The sequence below is a fragment of the Microbacterium sp. Root61 genome, from assembly GCF_001427525.1.
Lineage (GTDB): Bacteria > Actinomycetota > Actinomycetes > Actinomycetales > Microbacteriaceae > Microbacterium.
Window position 1 is genome coordinate 129,860 of the sequence record NZ_LMGU01000001.1, and the last position, 13,450, is coordinate 143,309.

Sequence of the window (13,450 nt, forward strand, 5' to 3'; positions counted from 1 at the left end):
GGATGTATCCCCTCCTCTTCCGCGCTGTTCTGTCGCGCATGGATCCCGAGTCCGCCCACCATTCGGCGATGCTCGTCATCCGTCTCGCGGGGGTGCCGCCGTTCTCCTGGATCGCGCGCGGCCTCACCGCGCCGGCGCCGCAGCTGCGCACGCGCGCCCTCGGACTCGAGTTCGCCTCGCCGTTCGGCATCGCCGCGGGCTTCGACAAGAACGTCATCGGCGCCGCAGGGCTCGGTGCACTCGGGTTCGGCCACGTCGAGATCGGCACCGTCACGGCGATCCCGCAGGACGGCAATCCCCGTCCGCGGCTGTTCCGCCTCGTCGCGGACCACGCACTGATCAACCGCATGGGCTTCAACAACGAAGGAGCGGATGCGGCATCCCGCCGCCTGCGCAAGCTCCGTATTCGCAAGCGCCGTCCGGTGATCGGTGCGAACATCGGCAAGAGCCGCGTCGTCGACGTCGCTGACGCGACCGCCGACTACGTCCGCAGCGCCACGCTGCTGGCGCCCCTGGCCGACTACCTCGCGGTCAACGTGTCGTCACCGAACACGCCCGGCCTGCGCACGCTGCAGGCGGTGGAGACACTGGCACCGCTGCTGAAGGCCGTGAAGGATGCCGCCGGCACCACGCCGATGCTCGTGAAGATCGCGCCCGACCTGACCGACGACGAGGTCGTCGCGATCACGCGGCTCGCCGTCGAGCTCGGTCTGGCCGGAGTCATCGCCGCGAACACCACGATCAGCCGCGAGGGCCTCGCCACGGACGCGGCAGTCGTCGAAGCTGCCGGGGCCGGCGGGCTGTCGGGTCGTCCGGTGCGCGAGCGCGCGCTCGAGGTCGTGAGTCTGGTCCGCGAGACCGCCCCCGATCCGGACTTCTGCGTCATCGGGGTCGGGGGAGTGGAGACCGCGGATGACGTACGCGCGCTGCTGCAGGCCGGTGCGACGCTGGTGCAGGGCTACACGGCGTTCATCTACCGCGGCCCGCTCTGGGGTCGCCAGATCAACCGGGCTCTCGCCCGGTAGCTGCGCGGTGTCCGGGTCCGCGCATCGCCCGTGCGGCCGCAGCACCTCGCGGTCGGTGATCGCCACTGTGTCGGATCGACGCGCGGTGCCCGCGACCGACGATGTGGTGATCTCCGACGCTGTGGCGCGCGCGACCGACCGACCAGCGCCCGACCCTGGACACTGGGGCCTGCCTGCGCGGCCGGACCTGAGTGGGTGCTCGCCCCGTTCACGGCACCCCACGGTCGGTGATCGCCACTGTGTCGGATCGACGCGCGGTATCCGCGACCGACGATGTGGTGACCTCCGACGCTGTGGCGCGCTGGAATAACCCTGGCGCACTGGAATCGCCGGCGCGCCAGGGAAACACCGTGGCGCGCTGGAAAGACCGACCGGAGTCGGTGCGACCGCGACCGCGATCAGGCGGGGTGCTGACCGCGCTTGACCTGGGGTTTGGGCAGACGCATGAAGCGCATCTGGATGGTGCGCATCGCGGCGTACCAGCCGAGGCCCTTCTCAATGCGGTCGGCGCCGAACTTGTCGCGCGCCGCCTTCTTCACCCGGATCGACGTGATGATCATGTCGCCGATCACGAAGAGGATGAAGATCCAGAGCGCGATGAACGAGTAGTACTGGATCGCCGGCAGCGGGATGAAGGTCGCGACGATCACGAGCACCATCGCGGGCATGACCGCCTCGCCGAGGTGCCAGCCGGAGTCCACGAAGTCGCGGACGAAGCGGCGCTGCGGGCCCTTGTCGCGCACCGGCAGGAAGCGCTCGTCACCCGAGGCCATCCCGAGGCGCGCCTTCTCACGCTGCTGGGCGAGATCCGCGCGGGCGCGGGCCTTCGCCTCCTTGGTGTCGGCGACGAGGGGGCGCTTGCGCGCGGCTTCCTGCTCGGCGCGCGACGGGGTCGCGCGTCCTTTTCCGGACGCGCCGGAGGCGGTCGCCTCGGCGGCGGCGTCCTCGGATGCAGGGACGGCGGGGGTTTTGGCCACAGTGATCCTCGAGAGATACGTGAATGGGATTCCCTTAAGATTACCCGCATGAGCTCAGACCTGTCCCGCCCCGAGTCCGTGCGCGATGCCGCGACGGCCGGAATCCCCGCCGCACTCGCCGATCTCGGCAACCTGGTGCGCATCCCGTCGATCGCCTGGCCGGCGTTCGACCAGACTCAGCTGGTCCGCAGCGCCGCGGCCATCGCCGCCCTCGCGGAGGAGACCGGGGTCTTCGAAAGCGTCACCGTCAAGACCGCGGCCATCCCCGGTACCGACGAGCAGGGGCAGCCGGCCGTGCTCGCCTCGCGGGCCGCCAAGAACGGGCGACCCACCGTGCTGCTCTATGCGCACCACGACGTGCAGCCCCCGGGAGACGACGCGTTGTGGGACACCCCGCCGTTCGAGCCGACCGTCCGCGACGGGCGGCTGTACGGCCGCGGCGCCGCCGACGACAAGGCCGGCGTCATGGCCCACATCGGCGCGATCCGTGCACTCAAGGAAGGGCTGGGCGACGACTTCGACCTCGGCATCTCCCTGTTCATCGAGGGCGAGGAGGAGTTCGGCTCCCGCTCGTTCGGACAGTTCCTCTCCGACAACGCCGACGCGCTCCGCTCCGACGTCATCGTGGTGGCCGACTCCGGCAACTGGGACGCGACCACGCCGGCCGTCACCGTCTCGCTGCGCGGCAACGCGCGCTTCTCCCTCACTGTCCGCACCCTCGACCATGCGTCGCACTCCGGGATGTTCGGCGGCGCTGTGCCCGACGCGATGATGGCCACGGTCAAGCTGCTGGCGTCGCTGTGGGATGAGGACGGCGCGGTCGCCGTCGCCGGGATGACGGAACGGGATGCCGCGACGCCCGAGTACAGCGAAGCCACCTTGCGCGACGAGGCCGGCCTGCCGGACGGTGTCAGCCCGATCGGGCGCGGCACGATCCTGAGCCGCATCTGGAACAAGCCCTCGATCACGGTCACGGGCATCGACGCGACCAGTGTGGCCGCGGCATCCAACACCCTCGCTCCGGAGATCACCGTCGTGGTCAGCGCGCGCGTCGCTCCGGGACAGCCGGCCCGCGCCGCATACGAGGCCATCGAGGCTCACCTGCGCGCGCACGTGCCCTTCGGCGCCCAGCTCACGTTCAGCGATGTGGACCTGGGAGACGGCTTCCTGGTCGACACGAGCGGCTGGGCGATCGACACCGTACGCGGCGCCATGCAGGACGGATACGGCGTCGAGCCGGTCGACATCGGAGTGGGCGGGTCGATTCCGTTCATCGCCGACCTTGTCCGCGAGTTCCCGGCCGCGCAGATCCTCGTCACGGGTGTCGAGGACCCGCACACGCGGGCGCACAGCCCGAACGAGTCGCTGCATCTGGAGACGTTCACGAACGCCGTCGTCTCCGAGGCGCTGCTGCTCGAGCGTCTCAACGCACGCACTGTGAGCTGATTCAGGGCCGGATGCCGGGGCGGGGCGTAGAATCGAGACACGCAGAGTTCCGCTGCGACTGTTTCACGATGCCCGTCCCGGGCTGCCGTCAAGGAGAGTCATGACCGACACCGCACTGTCGACCGATCAGTCCGTACGCGCGCACGGCGTGTCGCTCAGCGATGCCGCAGCGCTCAAGGTGAAGAGCCTGCTCGAGCAGGAGGGTCGCGATGACCTCCGTCTGCGCGTCGCCGTCCAGCCGGGCGGATGCTCCGGACTCATCTACCAGCTCTATTTCGACGAGCGCTACCTCGACGGCGACACGACCGTCGACTTCGACGGCGTCGAGGTCATCATCGATGACATGAGCGTGCCGTACCTCGATGGTGCGACGGTCGACTTCAAGGACACGATCGCGGAGCAGGGCTTCACGATCGACAACCCGAACGCAGGCGGCAGCTGCGCCTGCGGCGACAGCTTCCACTGATCTGACCGACCTGAATGGCGCCTGCGGACTCGTCCGCAGGCGCCATTCGGCGTCCCCGGTGGGGCCTGCCGAATCTGGCTCGAGATGGGCTCGACCTGGGTGGTTGGCCTGAATCGGGTGGGAGGTTGCCCTAGACTGGCGACTGTCCTATTCGCGACCCGGAAAGGTGCACCGTGCCCTCGAAACGCCGCCTCCGCTGGGCTGTCGTTCCCATCGGGATCGCTACAGCCGTCATTCTCGCAGGCTGCACGCCGACCGAGCTCAACGGCTTCTTGCCGGGCTTCGTCGAAGACGGCACCCCTGCGACCAACCACACCGAGATGGTGTCCGGTCTGTGGGTGAATTCCTGGATCGTTCTGCTCGCCGTCGGCGTCGTCACGTGGGGTCTCCTGCTGTGGGCCGCCATCGCATACCGCCGCCGTAAGGGCCAGACCGGCCTTCCCGTGCAGATGCGGTACAACATGCCCATCGAGATCTTCTACACGGTGGTTCCGCTGATCCTCGTGATCGGGTTCTTCGCCTTCACGGCGCGTGACCAGGTCATCCTCGAGACGCAGACCGAGAACCCCGACGTGTCGATCACCGCGATCGGCAAGCAGTGGGCCTGGGACTTCCAGTACAACGCCGATGACGCCGAAGACACCGTGTGGACCATGGGCGTCCAGGCCGAGCCCGCCGCGAACGGCGACGTCGACCAGGAAGCGCTTCCGACGCTCTACCTGCCCGTCGACAAGACGGTCAAGATCCAGCTGCAGTCGCGCGATGTCATCCACTCGTTCTGGGTGGTCGACTTCCTGTACAAGAAGGACATGTACATCGGGCGGGACAACTACTGGTCCTTCACCCCGACGCGCGAAGGCACCTACGCCGGAAAGTGTGCGGAGCTGTGTGGCGAATACCACTCCGCCATGCTCTTCAACGTCAAGGTGGTCAGCGAAGCGGAGTACGAGGACTACCTCGCGACTCTGCAGGAAGCCGGCCAGACCGGTGACATCAACGACGCCTACGACCGGCTGCAGAACCTGCCCGGCACGGGGACTACCGACGCCACAGAAGGCGAGTGATCATGGCGACGACACTTCCTCTCGAGGAACAGACACACGGGCGTCCGACGACGCTGCCCCCGCGTCAGGCCGCTCTGCTGAGCGCCTCGCGCGTGGACCAGAAGGGCAACCTCGTCGTCAAGTGGATCACCTCCACTGACCACAAGACCATCGGGTACATGTACCTGATCGCCTCGGTGATCTTCTTCATGCTCGGCGGCGTGATGGCGCTGATCATCCGCGCCGAGCTCTTCGAGCCGGGCATGCAGATCATCCCGACCAAGGAGCAGTACAACCAGCTGTTCACGATGCACGGCACGATCATGCTGCTGATGTTCGCGACGCCGCTGTTCGCCGGCTTCGCCAACGTGATCATGCCGCTGCAGATCGGTGCGCCCGACGTCGCGTTCCCGCGGTTGAACGCCTTCGCGTTCTGGCTGTTCCTGTTCGGCTCGCTCATCGCGGTGTCCGGCTTCCTCACCCCGCAGGGTGCGGCCGCCTTCGGCTGGTTCGCCTATCAACCTTTGGCGGGTGCGAGCTTCTCACCAGGCGCCGGAGGCAATCTCTGGATGCTCGGCCTCGGCATGAGCGGCTTCGGCACGATCCTCGGTGCGGTGAACTTCATCACCACGATCATCACGATGCGTGCCCCGGGCATGACGATGTGGCGCATGCCGATCTTCACCTGGAACACGCTGGTCACCAGCATCCTGATCCTGATGGCCTTCCCGGTCCTGGCCGCCGCCATCCTGGCCGCCGCCGCCGACCGTGTGCTCGGCGCTCACATCTACGACCCCGCCAACGGCGGTGTCCTGCTGTGGCAGCACCTGTTCTGGTTCTTCGGCCACCCCGAGGTCTACATCATCGCGCTGCCGTTCTTCGGCATCGTGTCGGAGATCTTCCCGGTGTTCAGCCGAAAGCCGATCTTCGGCTACAAGACGCTCGTCTACGCGACGATCGCGATCGCGGCTCTGTCGGTCGCCGTGTGGGCCCACCACATGTACGTCACCGGCGCCGTCCTGCTGCCGTTCTTCGCGCTCATGACGATGCTCATCGCGGTTCCGACGGGTGTGAAGATCTTCAACTGGATCGGCACGATGTGGCGAGGGTCAGTGACCTTCGAAACACCGATGATGTTCTCGCTCGGCTTCCTCGTGTCGTTCGTCTTCGGTGGACTCACCGGCGTCATCCTGGCATCGCCGCCTCTGGACTTCGCGCTGTCCGACTCGTACTTCATCGTCGCCCACTTCCACTACGTGGTCTTCGGCACGGTCGTGTTCGCGATGTTCGCCGGCTTCTACTTCTGGTGGCCCAAGTGGACCGGTCGCATGCTCAACGAGCGTCTCGGCATGGTGCACTTCTGGTTGCTGTTCATCGGCTTCCACATGACGTTCCTCATCCAGCACTGGCTGGGCGTCGACGGCATGGTGCGTCGCTACGCGGACTACTCGTCGGCAGACGGCTGGACGTGGCAGAACCAGGTCTCGACGATCGGTGCCGTCATTCTGGGCGCCTCGATGATCCCGTTCCTGTTCAACGTGTGGATCACGGCCCGCAAGGCGCCGAAGGTCACGGTCAACGACCCGTGGGGCTACGGCGCATCGCTCGAGTGGGCGACATCCTGCCCGCCGCCGCGTCACAACTTCACGTCGATCCCGCGGATCCGGAGCGAGCGCCCCGCGTTCGACCTGAACCACCCCGAAGCGGGCCCCGAGTACGGAGTCGGACCCGGAGCGGACGAGCCCGATCTCGTCCCGGCCGGTGGAGTCGCAGGAGAGGCCAAGTAAGTGCGTACGAACTTCAGTCTCTGGTGGCTGCTGGCGATCTTCTTCCTGTTCGTCGCCGGCACCTACACGGTGTGGAACATCATCGCCCACGCCCAGCCCGACGTGGCCTGGTACCACGGCATCGAATGGGTCGGCACGATCGCCCTGCTGTTCTCCGCGTTCATGGCCGGTCTGATCGCGTTCTTCGTTCAGCGCGTGCACGCGGCGCAGGGCGGCGAACTGCCGTCCGACATCCTGACGGCGGACATCGACGACGGCGACCCCGAGCTCGGTGAGTTCAGCCCCTGGTCCTGGTGGCCCATCGTGCTGGCCTTCTCGGCAGCGCTCGGCATGATCGGCCTCGCGGTCGGTGCCTGGATGTTCCCGATCGGCCTCGCGGTCTTCGTCATCGCGATCGTCGGCTGGGTGTACGAGTACTACCGCGGCTACTTCGCACGCTGAGGTCGTGCGGCTCGACGCAGCCGCCGTCTCGGACGTCGGCCCCTACCGTTCGGCGAACCAGGACTCCGCATTCGCGGCGTCCTGGGGAGCCGCGGTCGCGGATGGGGTCGGCGGCGGACCCGCAGGCGATCTCGCCTCGGCCGCCCTGCTGCATCGCCTCGTCGCAGGCGCCCGCGGGACGGTGAACGACGCGGCAGATCTGCGCACCCGCATCCGTCTGGCGAACTGGGACCTGCGCGCCCACGCGGCGCGCGACCAGAGCCTGGTCGGAATGTCCACGACGCTCACCGGACTCTTCGGATCGAGTGTCCCCGGCACACTGCTGATGGCGCACACCGGCGACTCCCGCGGGTACCTGCTGCGCTCCGGGACGATGACGCGGATGACGCGCGATGATTCGTACGTGCAGGAACTGCTGGAGCGCGGCCTCGTCTCGTCGGAGGATGCGGCATCCCATCCTCGTCGCAACATCATCACGGCCTCGCTGCGCGGGGCGGAGGACGACGTCGTGCGGGTCGCGCTGGTCGAGGCGCAGCACGGCGATCGCTGGCTGCTGTGCAGCGACGGGGTGACTGACTACGTGCCGGAGCCGATGCTCGCCGATCTGCTGCGCGGCGTGGCGGTCGCCGCCGAGGCGGCGGACGCGATCGTACAGCTGGCGATTCAGGCGGGCACGCGCGACAACGTCACGGCCGTCGTGTGCGACGTGGAAGCCGGCGCGTTGCCGTTGCAGGAGGAGCCCCGTTTCGCGGGCGCCGCAGCGGTCATGTTCAGCGAAGAGCTCGACTCGGGACCGCTCAGCGCCTGAGCGCCCGTCAGCGTCCCGCCACGCGCGCTGTGTCGCGCTACACGGCCCCGAGAGGGCGGAGGCGGGCATCCGGGAACGGCAGGGCGAACTCGCTCCTGGGGCCTCCTATGGCGCCGCCGTCCTCCTTCTTGAGGCGGACCGCGGTCTGCGACACCTCGACGATGCGCACCCGGAGCCAGCTGCCGTCCGCCAGCTGCAGTTCGAACGGATCGGCGAGATAGCCGATCCCCGTCGACTCGAGGGTCTCTTCGGCGGTGAGCCAGTCGACCACCGGGGTGACGGGTCGACCGAGCAGATCGATGACCACGAATCCGTCGGACTCGGGCCGCATCCATCCCACCAGTTCGCCGTCGGGGCGCCGGTGCTCGATCCATTCCTCGTGCACGCTCATCCTCCGACCGTATCAACGAGCCCGCACTAGGCGGTCGTCATCGTGCGCACCACCATGACCTGCGCATCGAAGGTGCGGGGGAGCGGGCCCGCCGCGTCCTCGGTGGGCTGTCCCTCACGGACCCAGTACTCGTATCCGCCGATCATCTCGCGGACGTCGTAGCCCAGCCGGGCGAACTCGAGCGCGCCTTTCGCGCCGGCGTTGCATCCCGGACTCCAGCAGTACACGACGACGCGGGCGCCCGCAGGGATCTCGGTCGCGGCGCGTGCGGCGATCTGGGCGTAGGGCATGTGCAGCGCGCCCACGACGTGCCCCTGTGCCCACGCCTCGACGCCGCGCACGTCCACCAGCACGAGCGCCTCGCCGGCCTTCTGGGCGGCGTACACGTCGGACGGATCGGTCTCATGGGAGAGCTTGGCGGAGAAGTAGGCGAGGGCGTCGGTCATGGATGTCACGCTACGCGGCCGCGGGGGAGCGTCGCGGCCCTGTGCCGGTCAGGGTTCGCCGGATTCCTGCCGCACATGCGAAAGCCCCGTCCACGAGAACCCGAAGCGGGGTCGTGGACGGGGCGTCCGGGAAGAGCGGGCCTGTTACTGGCCGCCCTCCTTCTCACGGTTCTTGGGAGGCTTCGTGCCGGCCTCCGGCTCGGGCACCACCACGTTGCTCGGTCGCACCGCGGTCTCCGAGTTGTGACCGTCGTCGATCGGGTGCAGCGGGGCATCCGGAACGCCTGCGCGCTCGTGGGCTCCCTGCAGCTCTTCGGCCTCATCGTGGGCGATGTGGTCGAGCTGGTGGGTCTGGTGCGCGACAGCCGCATCGATCTCGGACTGCGTCATCGGCGCGAGGCGGTCCTCGAAGAACCAGCGCGACAGCGAGGCGCGGAGGTTCTCGTGCCACGGGATGTTGCCGCGCGAGTTGGGACGGACGACCAGGGGAGCGTTCTCCTCGTGTCCGACCAGCTTCCAGCGCTCGTACTCGTCGACGGGCTGGTGCACCTCGATGTACTCGCCACCGGGGAGGCGGACGATGCGTCCGGACTCGTAGCCGTGCAGAGCGATCTCGCGGTCCTTCTTCTGAAGCGCGATGCAGATCCGCTTCGTGACGAAGTAGGCGATGATCGGGCCGGCGATGAGCAGGACCTGGAGCGTGTGGATGACGCCCTCCATCGTGACCCAGAAGTGCGTCGCGATGATGTCGGAGGATGCGGCGGCCCACATGACGGCGTACATGGTCACACCGGCGGCGCCGATGGCCGTGCGCGTTGCCGCGTTGCGCGGGCGCTGGGCGATGTGGTGCTCGCGCTTGTCTCCGGTGACCCAGGCCTCGATGAAGGGGTAGATCAGCACGAGGATGATGAAGATGCCGATGATGCCCAGCGGGATCAGGATGTTCCACGACCAGGTGCGGTCCCAGATCACACTCTCCAGATGCGGCGGGATGAGGCGCAGCATGCCGTCGGCGAAGCCGATGTACCAGTCGGGCTGGGTTCCGGCGGAGACCGGGGACGGGTCGTACGGGCCGTAGTTCCAGATCGGGTTGATCGTGAACAGCGACGCGATCAGCACGATGAGGCCGAAGGTGATGAAGAAGAAGCCACCCATCTTCGACATGTACACCGGCATCATCGGGTAGCCGACGACGTTGCTGTTGGTGCGTGCCGGACCGGCGAACTGCGTGTGCTTGTTGATGACCATGAGCATCAGGTGCAGCACGAGCAGGCCGACGAGGATCGCGGGCAGCAGCAGGATGTGCAGAGTGTACAGGCGTCCGACGATCTGATCGCCCGGGAACTCTCCGCCGAACAGCAGGAACGAGATCCAGGTGCCGACGACGGGGATGCCCTTGACCATGCCGTCGATGATGCGCAGGCCGTTGCCCGACAGCAGGTCATCGGGGAGGGAGTAACCGGTGAAGCCTTCGGCCATCGCGAGGATGAACAGGATGAATCCGATGACCCAGTTCAGCTCGCGGGGCTTGCGGAACGCACCCGTGAAGAACACGCGGAGCATGTGCACGCCGATGCCGGCGACGAAGACCAGGGCGGCCCAGTGGTGGATCTGCCGGACCAGGAGGCCACCGCGGATGTCGAACGACAGGCGGAGCGTGGATTCCATGGCGGCCGACATCTCGACACCGCGCATCGGGATGAAGGATCCCGCGTAGTGGGTCGGAACCATCGACGCCTGGAAGAAGAACGTCAGGAACGTGCCGGACAGCAGCACCGCGACGAAGCTCCACAGCGCGATCTCGCCGAGCATGAAGGACCAGTGGTCGGGGAAGATCTTGCGCCCGAGCTCTTTCACGAGTCCGGAGAGGCTCGTGCGCTCGTCGATGTAGTTGGCCGCGCCGGCGACGAATCGACCGCCGAGGGGCTTGTCGTTCGTCGAGGCCTTCGGCTCGCGGGTCTCAGTCCCCTGAGGGACGGTTGCGGTGCTCAATGACGCTCCCAGAAGCTCGGGCCGACGGGTTCGAGGAAGTCGCTCTGTGCGACGAGGTAGCCCTCGGCGTCAACGGCGATGGGCAGCTGCGGCAGTGCGCGTGCAGCGGGGCCGAAGATCACTGCAGCGCCGTCCGATACGTCGAACTGCGATTGGTGGCAGGGGCACAGCAGGTGGTGCGTCTGCTGCTCGTAGAGCGCGACGGGGCAGCCGACGTGGGTGCAGACCTTGGAGTACGCGACGATGCCGTCGTACGACCAGCTCTTGCGCTCATCCGTCTCGATGAGGTCCTCGGGAAGGAGCCGCATGAGCAGGACGATGGCCTTGGCCTTCTCGTCGAGGTAGCCCTCGTGGTGGCCCAACGAGGCCAGCTCTTCGGGGATGACGTGGACGGCGGCGCCGAGCGTGAGGTCGGCGGCGCGGATCGGCTCGCCCGAGGGGTCGTGCGCCAGGCGCATGCCCTTCTTCCACATGGTGTGGCTGAGCTGGTGGACCGGGTCCACGCCTTCCGGCGCGAGGCCGCGGAACAGGACGATGCCCGGGACGATCGACGCGACGAGCGCGGCGAACAGCGAGTTGCGGATCATCACGCGGCGGCCGAAGCCGGACTCTTCGTTCGCGACGGTGAACGCCTCGACGACGGCCTCACGAGTGGAGTCGCGACCACGCGTCGCGTGACGCGGCTCGATGAACTCCTTGTCGGACATGATCGCCTTGGACCAGTGGATCGCACCGATGCCGATGGCCAGCAGCGCGAGCGCGATTCCCAGACCGATGAAGAGGTTGTTGTTGCGGATGTCGACGATCTGTCCGCTTTCGATCGGGAAGATCATGTAGGCCGCAACGGCCCAGATGCTCGCGGCGACCGAGAGGTAGAACAGGGTGTAGACCGTCCGCACGGCGTTCTTCATCGCGGCGGGGTCCTTGTCGGTCACCCGTTCGCGGTGCGGCGGAAGTGCCGGGGTCTGCACCGGGTCGCTGACAGCGACGGCGAGCCCCGGGGAAGGCTTCCATGAAGCCCTCTCGTGCTCGAGCGCGTCGTCCTCGTGTGCCATGGTGCTCCTCGTTCGTTCCGTGCTTTGTTCAGTGAGAGATCAGTTGGACTTCGCCGTGATCCATACGGTCAGGGCGATGAGCGAACCGATGCCGAAGATCCAGATGAACAGACCTTCCGAGACCGGGCCGAGCGAGCCCAGGCTGAATCCGCCCGGCGACTCGTTGTCCTGCAGCCACACGAGGTACGTGATGATGTCGCGCTTGTCCTCGGCCGTGAGGTTCATGTCGTTGAAGACGGGCATGTTCTGCGGGCCGGTCACCATGGCCGCGTACATGTTCAGCGGGGTCGTGCCGTGCAGAGCAGGGGCGTACTTGCCCTCGGTCAGTGCACCGCCGGCGCCGGCGACGTTGTGGCACATGGCGCAGTTGATGCGGAACAGCTCGCCACCGGCAGCGGCGTCGCCCTTCGCGTCGAGCGTCTCGTCGGACGGGAAGGTCGGTCCGGGTGCCATCGACTGCACGTAGGCGCCCATCGCGGCGATCTGCTCATCGGTGAACTGGACCGGCTTCTGCGGAGCCTGCGGGCCCTGCATCTGCAGCGGCATGCGTCCGGTGCTCACCTGGAAGTGCACCGAGAGCTCGCCGACTCCGAAGAGCGACGGGCCGGACTGGGAACCCTGGAGGTCCAGACCGTGGCAGGTGGCGCAGTTCGCCTGGAACAGCTTCTTGCCGTCATCGACGGTGAGAGCGGTTGTCGCGGTGGTGTCGGCCGTGGCGGCCATCGCGGCGGATGCACCGGCGTAGATGCCACCGGTCAGCAGCAGTCCGATACCGATAAGAGCGGCCGCGGCCAAGGGGCTCCGGCGACCGGTCGAGCGGCGCTTCTTCTCTTGTGCCATGTCGGGGTACAGCTCCGCTCTATTTCAGGAAGTAGATGACGAGGAACAGGGCGATCCAGACCACGTCGACGAAGTGCCAGTAGTACGACACGACGATCGAGGTGGTCATCTCCTTGCGCCCGAAGTTCTTCACGGCGTACGCGCGGCCGATCACCAGAAGGAAGGCGATGAGGCCACCGGTGACGTGCAGGGCGTGGAAGCCCGTCGTGATGTAGAACGCGGATGCGTAGGAGTCCGAGTTGATCGGCATGCCCTCGGCGACGAGCTGGGCGTACTCCCAGACCTGGCCGGACACGAAGATCGCGCCCAGGGCGAAGGTCAGGAAGAACCACTCGACCATTCCCCAGCCGAGCATTCCGCGCTTCTTCGTGGAATAGGGCTGGAACCGCTCAGCCGCGAACACACCCATCTGGCACGTCACAGAGGAGAGCACGAGGATGATCGTGTTCACCGTGGCGTAAGGGATGTTCAGCAGCTGCGTGCGGTCAGCCCACAACTCGGGGGAGGTGCTCCGCAGGGTGAAGTAAATCGCGAAGAGTCCCGCGAAGAACATCACTTCACTGCCGAGCCACACGATGGTGCCGACGGCGACCGGATCGGGCCGCTTAACGGAACGCATCGCCTGGGCGTAGGTAGCTGGCGTGGTCGTCACGATCCCATTATGGCCGAACTCGGCGGAGCTTTTTCGCATCACGCGGCCCAGTTTGGATACTGCGCAGACTTAGGGTCACCT

14 protein-coding genes are annotated in these 13,450 nt (G+C 67.1%); 7 read left to right on the forward strand and 7 right to left on the reverse strand.

Annotated elements, in window-relative coordinates; genetic code table 11:
- The first annotated feature begins 2 nt into the window (after positions 1–2).
- Positions 3–1,025, forward strand: a complete 1,023-nt coding sequence (locus ASD65_RS00635) for a quinone-dependent dihydroorotate dehydrogenase (RefSeq protein WP_056217029.1) — start codon at positions 3–5, stop codon at positions 1,023–1,025.
- 398 nt (positions 1,026–1,423) lie between these two features.
- Here the strand turns inward: ASD65_RS00635 and ASD65_RS00640 are convergent, their stop codons facing one another.
- Positions 1,424–2,002, reverse strand: a complete 579-nt coding sequence (locus ASD65_RS00640) for a DUF3043 domain-containing protein (RefSeq protein ID WP_056217031.1) — start codon at positions 2,000–2,002, stop codon at positions 1,424–1,426.
- A 48-nt stretch (positions 2,003–2,050) separates the two neighbouring features.
- Between ASD65_RS00640 and ASD65_RS00645 the strand changes: the two genes are divergently transcribed.
- The 6 genes from ASD65_RS00645 (at position 2,051) to ASD65_RS00670 (ending at position 7,993) form a co-directional block, all read left to right on the forward strand.
- Entirely contained in the window at positions 2,051–3,448 is a 1,398-nt protein-coding gene (locus ASD65_RS00645; RefSeq protein ID WP_056217033.1) for a dipeptidase, read from the forward strand.
- Between the two features lie 100 nt (positions 3,449–3,548).
- Positions 3,549–3,914: an iron-sulfur cluster insertion protein ErpA gene (erpA, locus tag ASD65_RS00650; RefSeq protein WP_056217037.1), complete on the forward strand. Its 366-nt coding sequence runs from the start codon at positions 3,549–3,551 to the stop codon at positions 3,912–3,914.
- A 173-nt stretch (positions 3,915–4,087) separates the two neighbouring features.
- The gene (ctaC, locus tag ASD65_RS00655) at positions 4,088–4,978 is read left to right on the forward strand and encodes an aa3-type cytochrome oxidase subunit II (RefSeq protein WP_082561509.1); all 891 of its coding nucleotides are present in this window, start codon (positions 4,088–4,090) and stop codon (positions 4,976–4,978) included.
- Positions 4,979–4,980: 2 nt separating this feature from the next.
- Positions 4,981–6,744 carry an aa3-type cytochrome oxidase subunit I gene (gene ctaD / locus ASD65_RS00660; RefSeq protein ID WP_056224331.1) on the forward strand — a complete coding sequence of 588 codons (1,764 nt, stop codon included), beginning with the start codon at positions 4,981–4,983 and terminating at the stop codon, positions 6,742–6,744.
- Complete coding sequence (gene ctaF, locus ASD65_RS00665; protein WP_056217044.1) at positions 6,745–7,185, forward strand: aa3-type cytochrome oxidase subunit IV; 441 nt, start codon at positions 6,745–6,747, stop codon at positions 7,183–7,185.
- 4 nt (positions 7,186–7,189) lie between these two features.
- The gene (locus ASD65_RS00670) at positions 7,190–7,993 is read left to right on the forward strand and encodes a PP2C family protein-serine/threonine phosphatase (RefSeq protein WP_056217047.1); all 804 of its coding nucleotides are present in this window, start codon (positions 7,190–7,192) and stop codon (positions 7,991–7,993) included.
- Between the two features lie 37 nt (positions 7,994–8,030).
- Here ASD65_RS00670 and ASD65_RS00675 read toward each other — a convergent pair whose 3' ends face one another.
- The 6 genes from ASD65_RS00675 to ctaE form a co-directional block, all read right to left on the reverse strand.
- Positions 8,031–8,384, reverse strand: coding sequence for a hypothetical protein (locus ASD65_RS00675; RefSeq protein WP_056217048.1), 354 nt, complete (start codon positions 8,382–8,384; stop codon positions 8,031–8,033).
- A 26-nt stretch (positions 8,385–8,410) separates the two neighbouring features.
- Positions 8,411–8,830, reverse strand: a complete 420-nt coding sequence (locus ASD65_RS00680) for a rhodanese-like domain-containing protein (protein WP_056217051.1) — start codon at positions 8,828–8,830, stop codon at positions 8,411–8,413.
- A 144-nt stretch (positions 8,831–8,974) separates the two neighbouring features.
- On the reverse strand, positions 8,975–10,822 hold the full coding sequence (gene qcrB / locus ASD65_RS00685) for a cytochrome bc1 complex cytochrome b subunit (protein ID WP_056217053.1): 1,848 nt from the start codon (positions 10,820–10,822) through the stop codon (positions 8,975–8,977).
- Positions 10,819–11,877, reverse strand: coding sequence for a cytochrome bc1 complex Rieske iron-sulfur subunit (gene qcrA / locus ASD65_RS00690; protein WP_056217056.1), 1,059 nt, complete (start codon positions 11,875–11,877; stop codon positions 10,819–10,821). The genes qcrB and qcrA overlap by 4 nt, the downstream gene beginning before the upstream one ends.
- Positions 11,878–11,916: 39 nt before the next feature.
- On the reverse strand, positions 11,917–12,717 hold the full coding sequence (qcrC, locus tag ASD65_RS00695; protein WP_056217059.1) for a cytochrome bc1 complex diheme cytochrome c subunit: 801 nt from the start codon (positions 12,715–12,717) through the stop codon (positions 11,917–11,919).
- Positions 12,718–12,736: 19 nt separating this feature from the next.
- Entirely contained in the window at positions 12,737–13,336 is a 600-nt protein-coding gene (ctaE, locus tag ASD65_RS00700) for an aa3-type cytochrome oxidase subunit III (RefSeq protein WP_056217062.1), read from the reverse strand.
- Positions 13,337–13,450 lie beyond the last annotated feature (114 nt).

What these genes read in the sequence shown, in the direction of transcription:
- ASD65_RS00635 (WP_056217029.1), top strand. Translation starts at nt 3, where the DNA reads ATGTATCCCCTCCTCTTCCGCGCTGTTCTGTCGCGCATGGATCCCGAG.
- ASD65_RS00645 (WP_056217033.1), top strand. Translation starts at nt 2,051, where the DNA reads ATGAGCTCAGACCTGTCCCGCCCCGAGTCCGTGCGCGATGCCGCGACG.
- erpA (WP_056217037.1), top strand. Translation starts at nt 3,549, where the DNA reads ATGACCGACACCGCACTGTCGACCGATCAGTCCGTACGCGCGCACGGC.
- ctaD (WP_056224331.1), top strand. Translation starts at nt 4,981, where the DNA reads ATGGCGACGACACTTCCTCTCGAGGAACAGACACACGGGCGTCCGACG.
- ASD65_RS00675 (WP_056217048.1), bottom strand. Translation starts at nt 8,384, where the DNA reads ATGAGCGTGCACGAGGAATGGATCGAGCACCGGCGCCCCGACGGCGAA.
- ASD65_RS00680 (WP_056217051.1), bottom strand. Translation starts at nt 8,830, where the DNA reads ATGACCGACGCCCTCGCCTACTTCTCCGCCAAGCTCTCCCATGAGACC.
- qcrA (WP_056217056.1), bottom strand. Translation starts at nt 11,877, where the DNA reads ATGGCACACGAGGACGACGCGCTCGAGCACGAGAGGGCTTCATGGAAG.
- qcrC (WP_056217059.1), bottom strand. Translation starts at nt 12,717, where the DNA reads ATGGCACAAGAGAAGAAGCGCCGCTCGACCGGTCGCCGGAGCCCCTTG.
- ctaE (WP_056217062.1), bottom strand. Translation starts at nt 13,336, where the DNA reads ATGCGTTCCGTTAAGCGGCCCGATCCGGTCGCCGTCGGCACCATCGTG.